General features: G+C 70.3%; 19 protein-coding genes and 1 pseudogene. 12 read left to right on the top strand and 8 right to left on the bottom strand.

Features of this window, described 5'->3' with window-relative positions:
- Positions 1 to 7 precede the first annotated feature (7 nt).
- The gene (locus Y09_RS07530; RefSeq protein ID WP_053917177.1) at positions 8 to 925 is read left to right on the top strand and encodes a pyruvate, water dikinase regulatory protein; all 918 of its coding nucleotides are present in this window, start codon (positions 8 to 10) and stop codon (positions 923 to 925) included.
- A gap of 25 nt (positions 926 to 950) precedes the next feature.
- Positions 951 to 3,353: a phosphoenolpyruvate synthase gene (gene ppsA / locus Y09_RS07525; RefSeq protein WP_053917176.1), complete on the top strand. Its 2,403-nt coding sequence runs from the start codon at positions 951 to 953 to the stop codon at positions 3,351 to 3,353.
- Between the two features lie 112 nt (positions 3,354 to 3,465).
- On the opposite strand, the gene Y09_RS07520 is transcribed toward ppsA, so the two are convergent.
- Positions 3,466 to 3,849 carry a hypothetical protein gene (locus Y09_RS07520; protein WP_053917175.1) on the bottom strand — a complete coding sequence of 128 codons (384 nt, stop codon included), beginning with the start codon at positions 3,847 to 3,849 and terminating at the stop codon, positions 3,466 to 3,468.
- 312 nt (positions 3,850 to 4,161) lie between these two features.
- Positions 4,162 to 5,805 carry a nickel insertion protein gene (larC, locus tag Y09_RS18175; protein ID WP_053917174.1) on the bottom strand — a complete coding sequence of 548 codons (1,644 nt, stop codon included), beginning with the start codon at positions 5,803 to 5,805 and terminating at the stop codon, positions 4,162 to 4,164.
- Positions 5,806 to 5,876: 71 nt separating this feature from the next.
- On the opposite strand from larC, the gene pabB reads away from it, so the two are divergent.
- The 4 genes from pabB to Y09_RS07495 all read left to right on the top strand — a co-directional run bounded on the left by pabB (position 5,877) and on the right by Y09_RS07495 (position 10,537).
- The gene (gene pabB, locus Y09_RS07510; protein WP_053917173.1) at positions 5,877 to 7,646 is read left to right on the top strand and encodes an aminodeoxychorismate synthase component I; all 1,770 of its coding nucleotides are present in this window, start codon (positions 5,877 to 5,879) and stop codon (positions 7,644 to 7,646) included.
- A 184-nt stretch (positions 7,647 to 7,830) separates the two neighbouring features.
- A complete protein-coding gene (locus Y09_RS07505; RefSeq protein ID WP_234695660.1) occupies positions 7,831 to 8,619 on the top strand; it encodes a hypothetical protein in 789 nt (262 codons plus the stop codon).
- On the top strand, positions 8,619 to 10,073 hold the full coding sequence (locus Y09_RS07500) for a WXG100 family type VII secretion target (RefSeq protein ID WP_053917171.1): 1,455 nt from the start codon (positions 8,619 to 8,621) through the stop codon (positions 10,071 to 10,073). Before Y09_RS07505 ends, Y09_RS07500 begins: the two co-directional genes overlap by 1 nt.
- Before the next feature lie 65 nt (positions 10,074 to 10,138).
- Positions 10,139 to 10,537, top strand: a complete 399-nt coding sequence (locus tag Y09_RS07495) for a hypothetical protein (protein ID WP_053917170.1) — start codon at positions 10,139 to 10,141, stop codon at positions 10,535 to 10,537.
- A gap of 9 nt (positions 10,538 to 10,546) precedes the next feature.
- On the opposite strand, the gene Y09_RS07490 is transcribed toward Y09_RS07495, so the two are convergent.
- The 4 genes from Y09_RS07490 to Y09_RS07475 form a co-directional block, all read right to left on the bottom strand.
- Positions 10,547 to 11,209, bottom strand: coding sequence for a carbonic anhydrase (locus tag Y09_RS07490; protein ID WP_053917169.1), 663 nt, complete (start codon positions 11,207 to 11,209; stop codon positions 10,547 to 10,549).
- Positions 11,210 to 11,345: 136 nt separating this feature from the next.
- Positions 11,346 to 12,287 (bottom strand): ribokinase, encoded by a 942-nt coding sequence (locus tag Y09_RS07485; protein ID WP_053917168.1) that lies wholly within the window; start codon positions 12,285 to 12,287, stop codon positions 11,346 to 11,348.
- A 16-nt stretch (positions 12,288 to 12,303) separates the two neighbouring features.
- Entirely contained in the window at positions 12,304 to 12,543 is a 240-nt protein-coding gene (locus Y09_RS07480; RefSeq protein WP_345742680.1) for a TraR/DksA C4-type zinc finger protein, read from the bottom strand.
- 102 nt (positions 12,544 to 12,645) lie between these two features.
- Positions 12,646 to 13,068 (bottom strand): VOC family protein, encoded by a 423-nt coding sequence (locus tag Y09_RS07475; protein WP_053917166.1) that lies wholly within the window; start codon positions 13,066 to 13,068, stop codon positions 12,646 to 12,648.
- A 232-nt stretch (positions 13,069 to 13,300) separates the two neighbouring features.
- On the opposite strand from Y09_RS07475, the gene Y09_RS07470 reads away from it, so the two are divergent.
- The 5 genes from Y09_RS07470 to Y09_RS17190 all read left to right on the top strand — a co-directional run bounded on the left by Y09_RS07470 (position 13,301) and on the right by Y09_RS17190 (position 17,145).
- A complete protein-coding gene (locus Y09_RS07470; RefSeq protein WP_159419645.1) occupies positions 13,301 to 14,293 on the top strand; it encodes a DUF4240 domain-containing protein in 993 nt (330 codons plus the stop codon).
- Between the two features lie 48 nt (positions 14,294 to 14,341).
- The gene (locus tag Y09_RS07465; protein WP_053917164.1) at positions 14,342 to 15,352 is read left to right on the top strand and encodes a hypothetical protein; all 1,011 of its coding nucleotides are present in this window, start codon (positions 14,342 to 14,344) and stop codon (positions 15,350 to 15,352) included.
- Positions 15,353 to 15,440: 88 nt separating this feature from the next.
- Entirely contained in the window at positions 15,441 to 16,358 is a 918-nt protein-coding gene (locus Y09_RS17200) for an RHS repeat-associated core domain-containing protein (protein ID WP_148639576.1), read from the top strand.
- The gene (locus tag Y09_RS18215) at positions 16,355 to 16,522 is read left to right on the top strand and encodes a hypothetical protein (protein ID WP_148639575.1); all 168 of its coding nucleotides are present in this window, start codon (positions 16,355 to 16,357) and stop codon (positions 16,520 to 16,522) included. Before Y09_RS17200 ends, Y09_RS18215 begins: the two co-directional genes overlap by 4 nt.
- Positions 16,523 to 16,530: 8 nt before the next feature.
- Positions 16,531 to 17,145 carry a hypothetical protein gene (locus Y09_RS17190; RefSeq protein ID WP_148639574.1) on the top strand — a complete coding sequence of 205 codons (615 nt, stop codon included), beginning with the start codon at positions 16,531 to 16,533 and terminating at the stop codon, positions 17,143 to 17,145.
- A 403-nt stretch (positions 17,146 to 17,548) separates the two neighbouring features.
- On the opposite strand, the gene Y09_RS07460 is transcribed toward Y09_RS17190, so the two are convergent.
- Positions 17,549 to 18,352, bottom strand: coding sequence for a HEAT repeat domain-containing protein (locus Y09_RS07460; RefSeq protein ID WP_053917163.1), 804 nt, complete (start codon positions 18,350 to 18,352; stop codon positions 17,549 to 17,551).
- A gap of 57 nt (positions 18,353 to 18,409) precedes the next feature.
- On the opposite strand from Y09_RS07460, the gene Y09_RS07455 reads away from it, so the two are divergent.
- A complete protein-coding gene (locus Y09_RS07455; RefSeq protein WP_053917162.1) occupies positions 18,410 to 19,177 on the top strand; it encodes a MerR family transcriptional regulator in 768 nt (255 codons plus the stop codon).
- A 279-nt stretch (positions 19,178 to 19,456) separates the two neighbouring features.
- Here the strand turns inward: Y09_RS07455 and Y09_RS17835 are convergent.
- Positions 19,457 to 19,641: pseudogene (locus tag Y09_RS17835) on the bottom strand (hypothetical protein); the annotation flags it as partial.

Raw genomic sequence — 19,641 nt, 5'->3', positions numbered from 1 at the left:
GCGCCGAATGAACGCATCGCTTCCGATCCCCCCGCCGCTGCCCGCCGCGGCGCGGATCGCCTCCGCGAGCCCCCGTCCGCGCCCCGCCGCGGAGCGTCCCGCCGCCGATGCGGTCCCCGTCTTCTTCATCTCCGACTCCACCGGCATCAGCGCCGAGACCATGGGCAACGCGCTGCTGCTGCAGTTCCCGTCGGTCCCCTTCGAACGTCGGCTGATCCCCTTCCTCCGCACCGTCGAGGAGGCTCGGGAGGTGCGCGAGGACCTCGACGCGGCGATGGACGGCGAGATCGCGCCGCTGGTGTTCCTCACCGTCGTCGACGAGTCGGTGCGCGAGGAGCTGCTGCGCACCCGGGCACCCGTGATCGACTTCGTCAGCGGCCATCTCGCCCAGCTCGAGGCGCAGCTCGGCGTCACCGGCGACCACGCCCCCGCCCGGCTCCACGGTGTCGGCGACTCCCGCCGCTACAACCGCCGCATGCAGGCGGTCGAGTTCGCGATCGAGCACGACGACGGGCAGTCCGTGCGCGCCATCGAGAAAGCGGATGTCGTCCTCATCGCGCCGTCCCGCTGTGGGAAGACCCCCACCTCGATGTACCTCGCGCTGATGCACGGGATCTTCGTGGCGAACTACCCGCTGGTGGACGAGGACCTCGCCGGCGAGGTGCTGCCCGGCTCGATCTCCGCCGTCGCGGACCGCTGCTTCGGCCTGCTGACCTCGCCGGAGCGGCTGACCGCCGTGCGCTCCGAGCGCCGCGCCTCCTCCCGCTACGCCTCCCTCGAGCAGACCCGCTGGGAGCTGTCGAGGGCCCGCCGCGTGTACGACACGCACGGCATCGACTTCGTCGACTCCTCCAGCAAGTCGGTCGAGGAGATGTCCACCCTGATCCTCCAGTCCCTGGCTCGCCGCGGCACCACCGCCCGGTGAGCGTCCCCACCCCGAAGGAGCAGCAATGACGCAGAGCATCCGTTGGTTCTCCGAGCTCGGCATGGCCGATCTCGAGCAGGTCGGAGGCAAGAACGCCTCCCTGGGCGAGATGGTCTCGAACCTCTCCGCCCTCGGGGTCGCGGTGCCCGACGGCTTCGCGACCACCGCCGACGCCTATCGCGAGTTCCTCGGCGCGACGGGCCTTGCCGAGCGCATCGACCAGCGGCTGCAGGGCCTGGACACCGACGACACGATCGCGCTCGCCGAGGCGGGCCGCGAGATCCGGGCGCTGGTCATCGAGCAGCCCTTCCCCTCCGCCCTCGAGGAGGGGATCCGCGAGGCCTACTCGACGCTCGCCGCCGGCAGCGGCGAGGAGGCGTCCTTCGCGGTGCGCTCCTCGGCGACGGCCGAGGACCTGCCGGATGCGTCCTTCGCCGGGCAGCAGGAGACCTTCCTGAACGTGCGCGGCATCGACGACGTGCTGCTCGCGATCCGGGAGGTGTTCGCCTCGCTCTACAACGACCGGGCGATCGCCTACCGCGTCCACCACGACTTCGAGCACGCCGCGGTCGCGCTCAGCGCCGGCGTGCAGAAGATGGTCCGCTCCGACATCGGTTCCTCCGGCGTCATGTTCACCGTCGACACCGAGTCCGGCTTCGACCAGGCCGTGTTCATCACCTCCGCCTTCGGGCTCGGCGAGGGCGTGGTCCAGGGCGCGGTGAACCCCGACGAGTTCTACGTCCACAAGCCCGGGCTGCGGGGCGGCCGGCCAGCGATCCTCAAGCGGCAGGTGGGCGAGAAGGCCACGAAGATGATCTACACGACCGACACGGCCGTCGGCCGCACCACCGCCTTCGTCGAGGTCGACCCCGCCGAGCGGGTGCGGCTGTCGCTGGCCGACGAGCAGGTCACCGAGCTCGCGACCCAGGCGCTGGTCATCGAGGAGCACTACGGGCGGCCGATGGACATCGAGTGGGGACTCGACGGGGCCGACGGGAGGCTCTACATCCTCCAGGCCCGCCCCGAGACCGTGCAGTCCCGCGCCGGGAACACCGTGGAGAAGTACCTGCTGGCCTCCCGAGGCCCCGTCCGGGCGGAGGGCCGTGCGATCGGCGCCCGGATCGGCGCCGGCCCCGTCCGGGTGCTCGACACGATCGATCGCATGCACGAGTTCCAGCCCGGCGAGGTGCTCGTCGCCGACATGACCGACCCCGACTGGGAGCCGATCATGAAGCGCGCCAGCGCCATCGTCACCGACCGCGGCGGGCGCACCTGCCACGCCGCGATCATCGCCCGCGAGCTGGGGATCCCGGCCGTGGTCGGCACCGGCACCGCCTCCCGCGACCTGGCGGACGGGGACGAGGTCACCGTCTCCGCAGCCGAGGGCGACACCGGCTACGTGTACGAGGGGATCCTCGACTACTCGGTCTCCTCCTCCGAGGTCGACTCGATGCCGGCGCTGCCCACGAAGATCATGATGAACGTCGGCAACCCCGAGCAGGCGTTCTCCTTCTCCCGCCTGCCGAACGCGGGCGTGGGTCTCGCGCGGCTGGAGTTCATCGTGAACCGCCAGATCGGCATCCACCCCCGCGCCCTGCTCGAGCTGGACCGGCTGGAGAAGGACGAGCCGGAGATCGCCGCGCAGGTGGCGGAGCGGATCAGCGCCTACGAGGGGCCGCGCGAGTTCTTCGTCCAGCGCGTCGCCGAGGGCGTGGCGACCATCGCCGCGGCCTTCCACCCCGAGCCCGTGATCGTGCGGATGAGCGACTTCAAGTCCAACGAGTACGCGAACCTCCTGGCCGGCACGCTGTTCGAGCCGGAGGAGGAGAACCCGATGATCGGCTACCGCGGCGCCTCGCGGTACCTCTCGGAGGACTTCGCCGACTGCTTCGCGATGGAGTGCGAGGCGCTGCGGTACGTGCGCGAGGACATGGGGCTGACCAACGTGAAGCTCATGATCCCCTTCGTGCGCACCCCCGCCGAAGGGAAGGGTGTGATCGACCTGCTCGCGAGCCACGGGCTGGTGCGCGGGGAGAACGGGCTCGAGGTGATCATGATGTGCGAGATCCCCTCGAACGCCGCGGTGCCGGAGCTGTTCCTCGAGCACTTCGACGGCTTCTCGATCGGCTCGAACGACATGACCCAGCTGACGCTGGGCCTCGACCGCGATTCGGCGCTGGTCGCGGACTCCTTCGACGAGCGGGACCCGGCGGTGAAGTTCATGCTGGGGCGTGCGATCGAGGCGTGCCGTGCGGCGGGGAAGTACGTCGGCATCTGCGGGCAGGGTCCGTCGGACCACCCGGATCTCGCCGAATGGCTGCTCGAGCAGGGCATCGCCTCGATGTCCCTGAACCCGGACACGGTGGTGGACACGTGGCTGCGGCTCGCGAAGATGAGCGGCGGGCAGGGCGGCGGCGAGGTGGGCTGACGCTCTGACGCGTCGCGAGCTCCCCGGCGATCCGTCGCGCGGGGAGCTCGCGGCATGGTGGGCTAGGAGCGTTGCCGGGCGCGGTCGGGCCCTGCTCCGTCAGGCCGCTCCGTCAGGCTCGGTCCTCGTCCTTCATCACCGGCAGCTCCCCGGTGCGGGTGGCGTGGCTGCCGCCGCTGGGCTGCGAGGTGACGGTGGTGAGCAGGAAGGCGCAGTCCTCGAGCGCCTCGACGGCGTGGCGGAAGTGGGTGAGCGCGTCGAGGTCGCCGGCGCGCAGCTCCGCCTCCTCCTGACCCGTCACGCGCACGCTGCCGCGCACCACCTGGATCGACGCGGCGGGCGGGGAGTTGTGCTCGGGCAGGCGCACGCCGCGACGCAGCGCGATGACGCTCTGGCGCAGCGGGCCGTCGCTCACCAGGACCTCCGCGTGGCGTCCGTTCTCGGCGGTGCGGGCCATGGTCATGGCCTTGGTGATCGCGTCGGGCAGGGCAGGCATGGGTCCTCCTCCTCGGGAGCGTTGTCGGTCCCTTCCCAGTATCGCGCGGGGGTCGGGGTGCCGCTGTGGAACCGGGGAAGTCGAGACGGGCGATCGGCCGGGCGCGGCCCGAGGGCCGCTGGTCGTGACCGTCGGCGGAACGGTGTGCCGGGAACGAGCAGCGGTGCCGTCGAAGAAATCGGCGTACGTGACGTACATGATGTACGTGCTTTTCTGCAGCAGCCCTGCTGGTCGCTGTGGTCGCTGTGGTCGCTGCTGTCGTTGGTGCCGTTGTCGTCGCGTGGGCGCGGGAGAGCGTCGGCACGGGCCGTGTCAGCTGGTCGAGAGGTCGGAGGCGGCCTCCTTGGCGAGGTCGAGCATGGTGCGCTCGCTGATGCCGAGGACGCGGGCCGCGGCGGCGACGTCGCGGAACTCGGGCTCTCGGCGCACGACGGCGCCGTCCTGGCCGCGGGCGATCTTCACGGCGATGCGCTGGCCGCGCACCTCGACCTCGGTGAACTCGCGGGTGCGGATGATCCGCTCGACCCGGTGCATCCGCACGCCGAGGGTGCCGGTGCGGTCCATGAGCAGGGATGCGGCGGGGCCCTCGGAGCCCTCGCGGACCAGTGCGTGGATCGTGACGGCGGGGCGGCCGTGCTTCATCGAGATCGGGACGAGCCAGGCGTCCAGAGCGCCCGCGTCCAGCAGCTCCTCGAGCACGCGGGGCCAGAGACGGGGGTCGAGGTCGTCGACGTTCGCCTCGAGCTGGAGGGCGGAGGCGGGGGTGGCGTGGGCGTCGGGCGGGAGATCGTCGGCAGGCAGCTCGTTCGCGGCGAGGGTGCTGGGGACGGGGCCGAGGTCTGATGCCGCGGGATCGGCCGAGTCGGGATCGGCCCAGGCGGGATCGGTCGCCCGCGGCGCGGTCGACCGGGGTGCGGTCGTCGGGAGCGCTGCGGAGAGCTGCCCGGCGGCGTGCGGCTCGGCGGTGAACGGGCGGCCGACGAGGACACGGACGACGTTCGGGCGGCCCGGGGTGTCCTTGGTGCCGGCGCCGACGCCGAGCGCCTCGGTGGCGATCATCGGCTGGGGGCCGGCAGTCGCGGCGAGGCCGCGAAGGAGGGCGACGCCGGTGGGGGTGGCGAGCTCGCCGATGCCGGGGGCGACACCGGAGGGGACGCGCCGGCCGCCGTGCTCGTGAGGGCCGCCCTGGGCGTGGGGGGGCAGGGTTGCGTCGGAGTCGGGGACGGGGACCGGGTCGTCCGAGTGTGGGTGGGCATGGCCGTGGTCCTGCCCGCGGTCTGCGCCGTGATGCTCGTCGTGGCTGTGCATGTGCGCGTCGGCGTGCGAGTGGCTGAGATCGTGACCGTGTGAGGGCGCGTGCCCGCGCGGGGGGAGGATCTCGCCGGCGACCGTCGGCCAGCCGAGGGCGAGGCGCGCGACCGCGGGCACCGGGACGGGGATGTCGCCGTGCGCGGCGCGGATCCGGCCCGAGCCGACGGCGAGAACGCTGCCCGTCGCCTCCTCGACGCCGAGCTGCCGCCACGCCTCGCACGCCCCGATCACGTCGGCCAGGGAGTCCAGCGCTCCCACCTCGTGGAAGTGGACCTCGTCGGCCGGGACCCCGTGGGTCGCGCCCTCCGCGTCGGCGAGGCGGCCGAAGACCGCCAGGGCCAGGTCGATCGTGCGGCCCGGGACCTCGGCGCGGCCGCGCGCCTGCTCGAGCAGGTCCCGGATCGAGGCCCATGTGCGGTGCGGCGGGTCGTCGACCAGCACCTCCACGTCGACCTTCACCGCGCGCTGCCCGCCGCGGTCCACGTCGGAGCGGACGAAGCGCACCGAGTCCGGGACCAGCGCGTCGAGCACCCGCTGGACGCCCGCGAGGTCCGCGCCGGCGTCGACGAGCGCGGCCAGCAGCATGTCGCCGGCGATCCCGGCGGTCGCGTCGACATAGGCGGTGCGGGGGGTGGCGGGATCCATGACCGGATCGTATCGGCACCGCCTCCTCGGACCACCACGACGACGAGCCCCGGATCGGGCAGAATGCGGGGATGACCTCCGGTTCCGCCCCCGCGCCGCGTGCCCGGCTCGACGACCTCGTCGCGGGCACGACGCTGCAGTTCGGCCGCTTCGCGCGGGAGATCCGGGCGGAGCGGCCCGAGGAGGTGCGGCCCGCGCTCGCCGAGATCGAGCAGGCCGTCGCCGACGGCGCCTGGGCAGTGGTGATGATCGCCTACGAGGCCGCCGCCGGGCTCGACCCCGACGCGCAGGTCCACACCGGTGAGGACGGTCTGCCGCTGGTGTGGGCGGGGATCGCGGAGGCCCCGGACCCCGACCCCGCCCCGCTCACCCCCGCGGGCGGGTACGCGCTCGAGGCCTGGCAGCCCGACTGGACCCGGGCCGAGCACGCCGAGGCGATCGCGGCCGTGCGGGCGGCGATCGCTGAGGGCGACACCTACCAGACGAACCTCACCACCCGGCTCCGCTCGCGCCTCGTCGGAGACCCCTACGGCCTCTACGGCGACCTCGCCCACCGTCAGCGCGGCGCCCACCACGCCTATCTCGAGCTCGGCCGCCATACCGTCGTCTCGGCGAGTCCCGAGACCTTCCTGACCTGGGACGGGAACGAGATCACCACCGCGCCGATGAAGGGCACCGCCCCACGCACCGGCGATCCCGCGACGGACGAGGCGGCGCGGGAGATGCTCGCGACGGGGGAGAAGGACCGCGCCGAGAACGTCATGATCGTGGACCTGCTGCGCAACGACATGGCCCGGATCAGCGAGCCCGGCAGCGTCGAGGTCACCGAGCTGCTCGACGTCGAGGAGTACCCGACGCTGTTCCAGCTCGTCTCCCGACTGCGCTCCCGACCCCTGCCCGGCACCGGGCTCGTGGGCGTGCTCGGCGCGATGTTCCCCTGCGGCTCGATCACCGGCGCCCCGAAGCTCTCCACGATGGAGCTGATCACCCGCCTTGAGGACACCCCGCGCGGCGTGTACTGCGGCGCGATCGGCGTCATCGCCCCGGGCGGCCCGGGCGAGCACCCGCGGGCGAGCCTCTCCGTCGCGATCCGCACCGTCGTCATCGACCACGAGGCCGGCGGCGCCGCCGTCTACGGCGCGGGCGGCGGCGTGACCTGGGGATCCACGGCTGACGGGGAGTACGACGAGCTGCTCGTCAAGGCCGCCGTGCTGCCGATGGGGCAGCGGGAGCCCTTCGCGCTGCTGGAGACCTTCGCCGTGAGGGACGGACGTGCGCAGCACCTCGAGCCCCACCTCGAGCGACTGCGCGGCTCGGCCGCGCGCTTCGGGATCGTGATCGACGAGGAGGCGCTCGAGGCCGCGCTCGGGCAGGTCGCCGCGCTCGAGGGCGAGCAGCTGGTGCGGCTGCGGCTGCGGCGCGACGGGAGCGTCTCCGTCGAGCCCCGCCCGCTCACCCCCGCGCCGGAGCCGGTGCGGCTCGTGCTGGACGCGCAGCCCACCGCCTTCCCCGCCGGGCTCAGCGCCCACAAGACCACGGTGCGCGATCACTTCGACGCGGCGCGTCAACGGCACCCGGAGGCCGATGACGTCATCCTCCGCGGGGCTCACGGCCGCCTCGTCGAGACCACCATCGCGAGCCTCGCCCTGCGCCTGGACGGCACCTGGTGCACCCCGCCGCTCGAGGACTGCTGCCTCGACGGGGTCGGTCGACGCCTCGCGCTCGAGGCCGGGGAGCTCGTGGAGCGGGAGCTGACGGCCTCCGACCTGGAGAAGGCGGAGGAGATCGCGGTGATCAGCTCCGCGCGCGGGTGGCGTCGGGCGGTGCTGGCGGAGGGCTGAGACGGGCCGGGCCGGCGGCGACCGGTGCGCCGTCGGCCGGGCGGGGGTCGGACGGCTCGTCGGATGTCGGCGCGTCGGACGCCTGCCCGCCGCCTGTCCATGGGGAGTCCTCCCCATTCCCACCCGCGTCGGCCGCACCTAGCCTGCCCGGAGGAGTGGTGTGACGACGGGCGAGGGGACGGCCATGGGGAATCGGGACGAGGACGAGCAGTCGAGGACGCCGGGGGCGGGGCCGCGGGTGACCGCGCTGCCCGGACCCTCGCGCCTGGTGCGGATCAGCGAGGGAGCCTTCGACCGGGTGCGTGCGCTCGCGCTCGGGGAGGAGCCCGCCCCCGAGCTCACCGAGGAGCAGGTCGTCGAGCTCGAGCTCGCCGGGCTCCTCGTCGACTCCCCGGAGGACGAGGACGCCCTCGTCCTCGACCAGCACTGGGAGCAGCTGCTGCGCAGCGGGCTGCGCTCGCCGGTCGGCGCCGAGCTCGTCTGCGTCGACGGGGACCGCGGCTGGACCACCACCCTGCGGATCGCCGGACGATTCGTGCTGGTCATCGACCAGGAGCACGAGGTCAGCGCCGACGAGACGACGATGCGGCTCGGCCGACGCTCGAACGCCGTGCTGCTGGGCCTGGCGACCATCGAGCACCTGGGCGCGCTCGTGCGGTCCCTCGTGCCGCAGCGCCCCGCCTTCACCGACGCGGAGCCCGCCCCCGCCCCGGATCACCTCGCCGACGCCCCGTCGATAGCGCAGGTGCAGATGGTCGTCGTCTCCTCCCCGACCCCGGAGGAGACCACCGTCGGCGGCGGCTCCTGGTACGCGCTCGGGCAGCAGGGCGAGCAGCTCGCCCTGCTGGTCCCCGGCGACGACGGCGCCGAGGCGCGCGAGGCCGCCCCCGGCTCCCTCGCCGACGCGCTGTGCGCGAAGGTCATCGGCGCGATCGACCACGTCACCACCCACGCCGCGCGGAGGGCCGCCTGATGAGCTTCCAGGGGATGGACACCGAGCAGGTCACCGGACAGTCCGAGGCGCTCGCCCGGGCGGCGCAGCGCCTCGAGGGACTGCTCGGCGACCTCGACGGCAGCGTCCGGTCGGTCGCCTGGGTCGGCCCCGACGCCGACGCCTTCCGCGAGCAGTGGGGGAGCACCCGTCGCGAGGGCGAGTCGCTCGTGATGCCCGGGCTCGAGGACCGCTCCCGCGAGCTGCAGCAGCACGTCGAGGAGCAGGACCGCGCCTCCGAGGACGGCGACGGCGGCTGGTTCGGCGACATGATGGACTGGCTGGGGGACACCGCCGGCGACGTCGTCGACGCGATCGGCGACGGGTTCGACTGGCTCGGGAACCGCATCTCCGACGGCGCGGACTGGCTCGGCGACCGGGTCGGCGAGGGCCTGGACTGGTTGGGCGATCGCGTCCAGGACGGGAAGGACCTGGTCAGCACCGCGGTCGACGCCGTGCGGGACTTCGAGTGGCCGCGCTTCACCGAGGTACTGGTCGACGGGGCCACGGGGCTGGTCCGCGGCGCGAACGGACTGGTCGAACTCGTGACCGGGGTGGACCACCACTGGGGCGACGACGGCACCGGCTACGCGGACGCGCCCGTCCCGGTCACCGGCGAGGAGTCCGGCCTGGTGCCCCCGAGCGACCTCTCCCAGATCATCGCGAACACCCAGCAGACCTACGGCGACAAGGAGACCGGCGAGGTCTCGATGAGCGTGGTCGGCAACCCGCCCACCGGCGTGATCGTCAACATCCCCGGCACGGAGCAGTGGGGGCTGAGCGCCGGGGACAACCCGATGGACCTCACCGGCAATGCGCTGCAGGCGGGCTCCGGCGGCTGGTCCGCCGGCTCCCAGGCGACGGCCGACGCGATCGCGCAGCTCTATGCGGACAACGACATCCCGCCCGGCACCCCGCTGATGCTCAACGGCCATTCGCAGGGCGGCATGATCGCCTCGAGTCTCGCCGCGAACGAGGACTTCGCCTCGCAGTACAACGTCACCAACGTCATGACCGACGGTTCGCCGGTGGACAACTACTCGGTCCCCTCGTCCGTGAACCAGCTGAACATCCAGCACGGGTCGGACCTCGTGCCCCGCATCGACGCCGAGGGCTCGTACATGGGGCCGATCGTGCCGGGGCCCAAGGGCATCCCGATCCCGCTGCCGGTCCCGAACCCCTCCGAGCTGCTCGCGAACCAGAACATCGGCTCCGGCAGCACCACCACGGTGACGCTCGACAGCCCCGGCTCGAACATCTTCGACGTCGGCACCAACCACAGCGGCGCCGAGTACCAGAACTCCGTCCAGACCCAGCTGCAGGACCCGAACTCGGCGCTCTCCCAGTACAACCGGGACCCGAGCCTCGCACCCTTCCTCACCGGAGATCCCGGCAACGTCCAGCACTACAGCTCTGGCGTGCACCGTGAGAACTGAGGCGTCGCGCGGTGACGGTGGGGGATGATGGGCCGATGAGAGGCGTCGGCCGCAGAGGAGTGCTGGTGGGGATCGTGGGAAGCCTGCTCGCCGCGTGCGGACTCGGCGGGCGCAGCGACGTCGGCGCCGTGCAGGACGCGCTGCGCACCGCCGTCGAGGCGCTGCCCGAGCACCTGGATGGCCTCGTGCAGTTCCAGGACTCCACCAACGCCGGCACCACGATCGGCGGGGTGCTCGTGCTGGAAGGCGAGGACCGGGCCGGCGTCGAGCAGTCCCTGCTCACGGTGCTGGAGACCGTCTCCCGGACCTACCGCGAGCAGCCCGGGGTGCGACGGGCCTTCGTACGGATCGAGGCGCATCCCGAGGGCGACGCCGCGACGAGGGTGCTCGCCGCGGATGTGGTCGAGCCGGCCTCGGGCGCGAACGTCACCACCGACGACCTCGAGGCGCAGCTCGGCGGCTGAACGCTCTGCTCAGCGCGCGACGTCGAGCTGCCCGACCCAGGAGATCGGGGAGACCCGGCCCTCCTCGAGCTGGTACTGGCAGCCGACGATCCCGAGCCGCCCCTCGGCGACCGCGTCGGAGATGACGGTGGACTGGCGCATGAGGGCGTTGACCGTCTCGTCGAGGTGGCGACGGCCCACGGCGTCCACGTCGATCAGCGTCGGCTCGACGTAGGGGCTGACCTGCTGGGTCGCGAACCACTCCTGCTGCACGGCCGGGCGGATCTCTTCGAGCTCCTTGCGGATCGCGGGGGTGACCTCGCTGGGGTTCGCGGTGGTCTGGTCGATCGCGGCCTTCACCGCGCCGCAGGAGCCGTGGGCGAGCACCACGATGACGGCGACGCCGAGCTCCGCGACCGCGAACTCCATGGTAGCGACCGTGTTCTCGTTCGCGATCTGGCCGATGTTGCGCACCACGAAGAGGTCGCCCAGGCCGCAGTCGAAGAGGATCTCCGCTGCGACGCGCGAGTCGGAGCAGCCCAGGAACGCCGCGTTCGGCGCCTGCGCCCCGGTCAGCTCGGAGCGACGGGCCGCGTTCTGCTGCGGGTGGCGCAGCTCCCCGGCCATGAACCTCTCGTTCCCCTCGGCGAGGGCATCCCAGGCCTGCTGGACGGTGACGCGTGGAGTAGTCATGGGGGCGATCCTTCGTGCTGGGGTCCGCCGGGCGGGTCCGCTCGGCGCAGGGGCGCGACCTCGCGGGCTCACGCCCCGCCGCAGGATACTCCCGCGTCCGCTCCGGCTCCGTGGCGTCCGCCGTGAGGGCGTCGCCTCAGGCCTCTTGCAGCGGCGGGAGCGCGTCGGCCGCGGTGGGATAGCTGGGCTGGGCGCCCTCGCCGGTCGCGGCGAAGGCGCCGACGCGGGAGGCGAGGCGGGCGGCGGTCGTGAGATCGTCGCCGCGGGCGAGCCCGAGCGCGAGCGCGCCGATGAAGGCGTCGCCGGAGCCGGTGGTGTCCACGGCCTCGACCGGGGCGGGCGGGATGCGGCGCACGCCGCCCTGCTCTGCGACCAGCGAGCCGTCCGCGCCGAGGGTGAGGACGGCCGACGGGATCCCCGCCGCGCGCAGCGCACGGAGGATCTGCTCGGGGTCCTCCGGAGCGTCCTCGTCGGGGGCGAGCTGGGCGAGGACGAGCCCGGCCTCGTGCTGGTTCACGACCAGCGGGTCCGAGGCGCGCAGCACTGCCGGGTCCAGCTCCATCACCGGTGCGGGGTTGTGGAGGAACCTCCCCGTGACCAGCGCGGGCAGCGCCTCGATGCCGTCCCGCGGGATCTCCCCCTGGCACACGACGATGCGCGCTGCGGAGATGACCTCGGCCGCGGCCCGGACGCGGCCGGCGTCCATGGCGTCGTTCGCTCCCGCGATGACGACGATCGAGTTCTCCCCGTCCTCCGCGACCGTCACGATCGCCAGTCCCGTCGGCCCCTCGATCTCCGCGACATGGCCGAGGTCGACGCCGGCCTCGCGCAGCGCGGAGAGCGCCGCCTCCGCCTGGACGTCGGAGCCGACGGCACCCACCATCGCGACCCGGGCGCCGAGGCGCGCGGCGGCGACGGCCTGGTTCGCTCCCTTGCCGCCGGGCAGCATCTGCCTGCCCGTGCCGTGCAGCGTCTCCCCGGGCCGGGGGTGACGCTGCACCTGCGCGAGGAGGTCGACGTTCACGGAGCCGACGACGACGATCGTGCCGTCGGGCGAGGAGGCGGTCGCAGCGGTCATGACGGGAAGCCTACGGTCAGGCGGCGTGGTCCACGCAGGTCCTCGCCGTCGGCCGGACCTCGAGGCGGGCGCGCGGGATCGGCCGGGCGCACACCTCGCAGATGCCGTAGCTGCCGTCCTCGATCCGCTGCTCCGCGGTGTCGAGGTCCGCGAGGTGCTGCTCGGCACCGGCCAGCAGCGCCTCGGTGCGGGAGCGGTCCACGGCGGTGGTCTGCCCCTCGGGGTCGTGCTCGTCGTCGGTGGAGGTCAGCTCCATCCCGTCGAGGATCGCGGCGTGGTCGCGCCGCAGCGCCGCGATCCTCTCCCGGGTGCGGGAGCGCTCTGCTTCGAGCAGAGCACGGAGATCATCGGAGAAGGTTCAGCCCTCCGCGCCGGAGATGTTGACCTGCCACACGATGCCGAAGCGGTCGGTGAAGGCGCCGTAGACGTCGCCCCACATCTGCTTCTCGAGCGGCATCGTGATCTCGCCGCCCACGGACAGCTTCTCGTAGGCGCTGCGTAGCACCGCCTCGTCATCGCCCATCAGGGAGAGGGTGACGTTGGTGCCGCGGGTGTACTCGCCCATCCCCTCGACCACGTCGGAGGCGTACAGACGGATCAGGTCGGTGACCTCGAGCGAGCCGTGCATGATCTTGTCGGCGGCGGGGTCGCCCTCGGGGACCGCCTGGAACTCCCCGAAGGTGGCGAACTGGGGCGTGGCACCGAGGGCCTCGCCGTAGAACTCGAACGCCTCGCGGGCGTTGCCGTCGAAGTTGAGGTAGGGGTGCAGTGCAGCGGGCATGGCGGACTTCCTCCTCGGCGTCGGCGCCGGCTCGGTGCCGGGCGCTCGGGGAGAGCGTAGGCACAGGGGCCGACAGTCCACCAGTGGCGTGGTCGAGGCACGATGCTGTCGCTCGCGCCGGTCGTGCACGACGGGCGGTGCGGGCGCTGGGCTCGCTCTGGCCGGTAGACCCTCGTCGAGCACGACCCGATCATGGGCTCGACCATCAGGCCGGAGGGCCCTCGTCGAAGACGTGGATCCTGCGCCAGGCAAGTGCTCGAGGGCACCGGACATCGGTGAGAACGGCTGTGAGGGGGAGTGGATGAGGGAAGCTCGGTTCTGGAGCCTGCTGGACGGCGCGAGAGCAGGGCGTGAGGTCGACATCGAGGCCCTGCGTACTGCTCTGCGGGGCTTGACGGACGCTGACCTCGAGGGCTTCGACAAGGTGCTGCAGAGGAAGGTCCGGAAGCTCGACAGCGGGGCCGTCCGCACGGCCCTCACGGGAAACCCTGAAGTCTTCGACGGGGAGGGATGGAGCGACGACGGCTTCGAGTACCTGCGCCTCGGCATCGTCGCCCTCGGGGAGAGGACCTACGGGTCGGTCCTCCGGGATCCGTCGGAACTGGCGGCGGGTACCTGGAAGGAGCATGAGGAGCTCTCGTACGCAGTTCAGGAGGTGCTCGAGGAGCGGTACGGCGCGGACGATGACCACCCCGGGGAGCCGCTGAGGTGGTACGCGACAGTGAACAGTGAGAAGTATCCGGTCCTGCCGCCGGTGCAGGTCGAGGAGGGGTTCCCGGTGGAGACGTTCAGCTGGCTTCAGCTCGACGTCCAGGACTCCGGTGAGGTGCCGCATCGAATCTACGAGTACCCCGGTGGTGAATTCTTCGCCTACCCCGACCACGAGGCAGTGTCCGACTACTTCAGCTGCGCGGCCCACGAAGCTCAGGAAGCGCTGCGGGCGACCATCGACTTCCGCCGGCTTCCTGGTCTCTGCCTCTACCTGCTGGTCACTGTGGGCGAGTCGAACTCGCCCCCTCAATGGGAGCTCATGCCCGACTTCACCCACGAGGAGGTCGCTCCAGGGATCGCCACAGGTCTCGCCCGTGAGCGGGTCGGGACGCTCTCCTCGAATGAGCTGACGGCTCTCGCCCGTACTGTCGTCGTCGACTCGCTGGCGCTGTACTTCGAAGACCACCAGGCCGAGCAGCGCCAGATCTCCGAGCTTCGTCGACGGCTCCTGTAGGCCCCCCGCTACGCCGAGCCGCGAACCTGCGCCGCATGAGATTCGCCGGTGCACGGATGGTCCTACTGGCTCGCACCGACCACCACGGTCGAAACCTCCGGCTCCGCGACCCGCACCAGCGAGGTGAAGTACGACAGCGCGGGGAGGGCGGTGTGGGAGAAGACCTCCACCAGCGGCGTGGCCGGTTCGGTCGCTACCGAGGCGATCTTCACCCAGTACAACACCACCACCGGGCTGGTCGACGCGGTCGGGGTAGCCGACCCGCTGGGCACCGGGATCGGCGGCGCGAAGGACGCATACACCTACGACCTGTGGGGCAAAGAGACCAGCTACACCAACCAGCTGGGCGAGAAGACCTCCACCAGCTACGACACCGCCGCGCGCGTCACCTCGATCGCTGACCCGAAGGGCACCACGACCTTCGTCTATGACGGGACCGACGCGAACGGGAAGGCTGAACGGCGCGGCGTGGTCACGACGCAGTCCGTCTCCCGCACCGGCGCGGAGGTCCTCACGTACACCGCGGCCTATGACCCCAGTGGCGCGATGACGACGGAGAAGCTGCCCGGCGGCATCACCGTCAGCCATCACGTGGACGAGGCCGGGGAAGAGGTGGGCCTGACCTACGCGGGACAGCTCACCGACCCCGACACCGGCGATGTCACCACGGGGGACTGGATCGCGTGGTCCCAGACCAACGACATCCTCGGCCGGGTCCGCACCGACCAGACCACGTTCGCCTCCGCCATCGCGACCACCGCCGGGATCCTCCCAGACGGCGGCACCACCGACGGGGAGATGACCGAGCCGACCGGCGGGAACCCGCTGGACTTCGACCACCGCTACACCTACGACAAGTCGGGGAACCTCGCCAAGGTCGAGGACCTCACCGGCACCCCGGTCGAGGGCAGCGACGTCAGCCCCTACACGGTGCGGGACTACACCTTCACCACCAACGGCGCCCGCGCCACGGTGAAGGAGACGATCCGGGCCGACGGCACCCCCCACCGGCACCGCCACCGCCGGCATCGACCAGACCCTGACCTACGACACCGCTGACCGGCTCACCGGCGGCTACGTCTACGACCCGCTCGGGCGGCAGACGGCCCTCCCCGCAGCCCACGCACCGAACCCCGCCGGTGGAGACGTGCAGCTGGGGTACTTCGACAACGACCTCCCCCAGAAGGTGGCCCAGGACGGCACCACCACGACCTTCACCCTGGACGTCGCGAAGCGGCGCCTGGTCCAGACCAGTGACAAGGGTGGGGAGGTGACGACCGTGACCCGGCACTACACCGACTCCTCCGACAATCCTTCCTGGATCGAGACGAAGAGGCCCGACGGGTCCACCGAGACCCTCCGCTACACCAGCTCCATCAGCGGAGACCTCGGTGCCAGCATCGCCACTGACGGCGGCGTGTCCCTCATGCTCCCGAGCATCCGCGACGACATCGCCACCACCATCCCGATCCCCGCCGGCACCCCCGCCACCACGGCAGCAACCACCATCGCCGGCTGGTCCAGCTACACCGAATACGGCACCCCCATCGACCCCGCCCAGACCGCGAGCGCCGGCACCAGCGCGGGCTATGGCTGGCTTGGAGCCAAAGAACGCTCCACCACGGTCGAGACCGCGAACCTCACCCTCATGGGCGTCCGGTACTACAATCGCATCACGGGAGCCTTCACCAGCCCAGACCCAATCCCGGGTGCGAACGCCACCGCCTACAATTATCCCACCGACCCCATAAACGTCCACGACACCTCTGGGCAACGCCCAAGAATGAGGCATGACGGCGGGGGATTCGGGGGAAGTGTTGGTGGAGGTCGAGTAGCGTCGAGACCCACTACGGGTCCAGGCTGGGGGAGGACTTCGAATGCCAGCGCTCGCACCAACAACGCGATTGCAAAGCGCGGAAATAAGAACTTCAAAAGTTCGATCAAGCTGGGAAATCTAGCGCATTCCAAGTTCACTCGCGTGATAGTTAATCGGCGTGGCGGCTATACTCCTCGGCGGAGCATTTGTAAGGGGAGTCCGCCCCCCCCTGTTATGCGGACGGTATGACTGCGAGCGGGAGGCCAATGGAGCTAAAGCCCTGGAACCGACGCCCCATCCGGAGTGGGTTCAAGCAGTTGGCGCGGTACGAAAAGGCGACTGGCCGGAAGGGTGAGCTTTGGGTTTACTGGAGAGACGGCAATGGGATAATTCGCTTCAGGCAGATAGGGTGAGTGGTTAAGTGATACATAACATACGATCCATAGACGCCGAGTTGAGGTCGGCCCTTTCCGAGAAGTTGACGCCACTCGGATTTAGGCAGCTGCCCGGCGGAAGGAGGCTTTTCTGTGACACACAGGAGGTCACTATTGTTGCCGAGATCGAGAAGGGTAGGCCTTCGTCCAGTGGGGCTTATCGCGACGTGGTTCTAGGGTACTTCCCGTACGGCACGAGGCGGTTCCTAGATCCGGCGTTTGTGTTTAGTCAGGTCTATGCACATGTGATGCGCGAGAGGGGCCTCGGGGGTCACGAGTTGTATAATATTCGAAATCCGATCGAGCATCACCTGCTCGTGCGCGAGATTGAAGAGTTGTCTGTGCCGTTCGTTGTCGAGCATGACAGTTGGAGTAGCGTCTACCACGGCATTCTCGACGGAAGTGTGCCGACCCTCCAGTCGACCTTCACGACGCCCAGTCCGCCAGCATTGGTACGAGATGCGGCCGAGGTGGCTATAACTGCCGGTAATATCGAATGGCTCAGAGAGTGCAGGGAGCGGCTCCGTAAATCTGACTGGGGAGACGAAGATAATGAGGCTGCGAAGATGTTCCTGGCGGAACTGCCTAGAGAAATAGAGTAGAGCGGGTGGCGACCTGTCGGGCTCCTTCCAGTTTGGTCAGCGGCGATTACTTGGGCGTCGCGCTCGCGCACGTTCTTCGATCTGGAGGTCGCGCCGAATCGTCCCTCCGGTGCCGCGCTCGATCGAGCGCGGAGAGGTTGGCCCCGGCGCTGTCACCGTAGTTGGTGACGTCCCAGGACGCCCTTGATTCGCCTCGCCGGTTCGCTCATGGCGGTCGTTGCGGGCCTCGTCTTCGCTGCCGGTCTCGGCTGGCGGTCCGCAGCTGAGTTGGTGCCAACTGCCGCCGCGGTGGACTAGCCGATAACTGCTGTTTCGGACCCTGTGGGACGGGGGAGCTTACGGTGCCGTAGCTGTCACGTTGGGGTGTCGCCAGCTCGTGCAGTACGCCCAGGTTGGTGCCTGATCACGCGTCGGTCCTGACGCGCTTGGCTATTGCACGCAACCGAGGGTCTCGTGATTCGACTTGGCGAGCGAGTATCGCCCGAGTGGACGGCGTATCCAGGTCGAAGAGGGCCATAGCGGCGGAGGTCCGCACGTCGGCATCGGCATCGTCGAGTGCTGTCGCGAGAGCGTTCATCGCAGCTTCCGCGGCAGGCCCGACAAAGCAGAGCACCTCCGCGGCATGCCGGCGAACTGTGGGTGCAGCGTCGGATAGCGCGGCGGTCAGTGCGGGCACGGCAGCCTCTCCGAAGGTCGCGAGCTCGCGGGTCAGGCTGTTCCAGCGGCTGTCGTCCCCTGTGCCTAAGTGCCTGGTGAGGATGGGTATGGTCCGGGGGTCTCCGATGCGTGTGAGCGCCCACCGAGCCTTCGCAGCCACGTCAGAGTTGCTGTCGTCCGCGAGAGGAAGGATGGCGTCCAGGGTGGACGGGTCTGCAATCTTGCTCAGCACGTGCAGGGATTGCACTCGAGAGGCGGGGTCCGTGCTGTCCAAGGCGTCGAGCAGTAGTGGAACGGCGGCGTCGGCGACCCGAGCCGCAGCCCACGAGATCGTGTCGCGCACGAAGAAGTCCCGTTCGGACCATAGTTGAGCAACGAGGGCGGGTGCGGTCGCGGACACAGCGAGCGTGCCGAGTTCGAGGGCAGCAGCTTGACGCACGTCGCGGTCGATATCGATCAGGTCGCGGAGCGCCGTGTCAACCGCGGGGTCCCCGGTGAACTCGATAGGTGCTGGCACGAGGTCGCTGGTGGTGGGCTGGCTGGGAGTCATGACAGGGGACGCTAGAGGTTGCCGTAACGGGAAGGTCAACCTGGATACTCTGGGATCGTGCAGTACTCGATCAGTGATGCGGCGAAGATGGCGGGTGTATCAACGCGCACACTTCGCCACTACGACGAGATCGGTCTTCTGGCCCCCGCAGCCGTCGCCGCCAATGGCTACCGCTGGTACGGCCGGGACGAGCTGCGTCGCCTGCAGCGGATCTTGCTCCTGCGCGAGATGGACGTTCCGCTACCGGAGATCGGGGCGATCCTTGCCGGTTCCGAAGACGAAACGGCCGCGCTACGCCGGCACCTGGCGCTGGTCCTCGCGGAGCGCGATCGACTCGACCAGATCGCCACCACCATCAACCGGACGATCGCCGATCTCGAAGGTCATCGACGACTGCCCGACGTCGACTTCTTCCGCGGCTTGCATCAAACCCGGGACAGCCTCGCTGCCACCTTGCATGAGCGATTCGGCGAAGAAGCTGTGAGAGCTCTGCAACACGGCATCTCTTGCATGGAGGGCTGGGCACGGAGTGATCACGACGAGATGGCCACCACCGGTGACGAGCTCTACGGGCGCCTCTCGCGCGCACGGCGCGCCGGAGTTGCTCCCGCCTCGTCCCAAGCACTCGAGCTCGTCGCCGAACACTACGAAGCTGTCCAAGCGGTGTGGCCGGTCGACCCCGCGACGTACTACGACATCGGTGACTTGATCGAGACCGACGTCGACCAACGAGCGATCGTCGAGTCCGTTGATCCCGCGCTTCCTGCCTGGCTTGGAACAGCTATCAAGCACTTCGCCACGCATCGACTCGGGCTTGCACCCTGAGTGCCTCTTCGACTATGCCGCCCTCGTTCCGCGGGAATGTCACGATGGGGTATACCCGGCTGAGCAGATCTGTCACGAAAGTGCCGGATTGGACCCTGTGTGACGGGGGTAGCTACGGCCCCGTAACTGTTCCGTAGGGTCATCCTCAACGTGGCGGATGTGCGCAGTTGAGGTGCCGAACGATCGGCGCAACAGTCGCCCGGCCGCCATCTCGGCGGCCTGAGCGGAGATCGCATCCCAGCACGCATTGGTCACTACGGGTCACCGGACCCCGGTTGTCTAGAGGAAGAGCGCTGCGTTCTCGTTTGCCCATAGCTCGAAAGTTCGGGCTGGGCGAGTTGTCACGTGCTGCACAGTGTGCTCAACCTTGCCCGCAGCTTCGGGGGGATTGGTGGCTAGCTGGATGCCGAAGTCGACGTAGTCGTCGGGGCCTACCCCCGGTTCGTGGACACGGGGGTTGTTTA

It is taken from the genome of Brachybacterium sp. SW0106-09 (assembly GCF_001293905.1).
GTDB classification, from domain to species: Bacteria; Actinomycetota; Actinomycetes; order Actinomycetales; family Dermabacteraceae; genus Brachybacterium; species Brachybacterium conglomeratum.
This window is presented reverse-complemented; position numbering and strand designations above follow the sequence as displayed.

Coding starts and splice junctions, on each gene's coding strand:
- Y09_RS07530 (WP_053917177.1), top strand. CDS start 8: ATGAACGCATCGCTTCCGATCCCCCCGCCGCTGCCCGCCGCGGCGCGG.
- ppsA (WP_053917176.1), top strand. CDS start 951: ATGACGCAGAGCATCCGTTGGTTCTCCGAGCTCGGCATGGCCGATCTC.
- Y09_RS07520 (WP_053917175.1), bottom strand. CDS start 3,849: ATGCCTGCCCTGCCCGACGCGATCACCAAGGCCATGACCATGGCCCGC.
- larC (WP_053917174.1), bottom strand. CDS start 5,805: ATGGATCCCGCCACCCCCCGCACCGCCTATGTCGACGCGACCGCCGGG.
- pabB (WP_053917173.1), top strand. CDS start 5,877: ATGACCTCCGGTTCCGCCCCCGCGCCGCGTGCCCGGCTCGACGACCTC.
- Y09_RS07505 (WP_234695660.1), top strand. CDS start 7,831: ATGGGGAATCGGGACGAGGACGAGCAGTCGAGGACGCCGGGGGCGGGG.
- Y09_RS07500 (WP_053917171.1), top strand. CDS start 8,619: ATGAGCTTCCAGGGGATGGACACCGAGCAGGTCACCGGACAGTCCGAG.
- Y09_RS07490 (WP_053917169.1), bottom strand. CDS start 11,209: ATGACTACTCCACGCGTCACCGTCCAGCAGGCCTGGGATGCCCTCGCC.
- Y09_RS07485 (WP_053917168.1), bottom strand. CDS start 12,287: ATGACCGCTGCGACCGCCTCCTCGCCCGACGGCACGATCGTCGTCGTC.
- Y09_RS07480 (WP_345742680.1), bottom strand. CDS start 12,543: ATGGAGCTGACCTCCACCGACGACGAGCACGACCCCGAGGGGCAGACC.
- Y09_RS07475 (WP_053917166.1), bottom strand. CDS start 13,068: ATGCCCGCTGCACTGCACCCCTACCTCAACTTCGACGGCAACGCCCGC.
- Y09_RS18215 (WP_148639575.1), top strand. CDS start 16,355: ATGACTGCGAGCGGGAGGCCAATGGAGCTAAAGCCCTGGAACCGACGC.
- Y09_RS07460 (WP_053917163.1), bottom strand. CDS start 18,352: ATGACTCCCAGCCAGCCCACCACCAGCGACCTCGTGCCAGCACCTATC.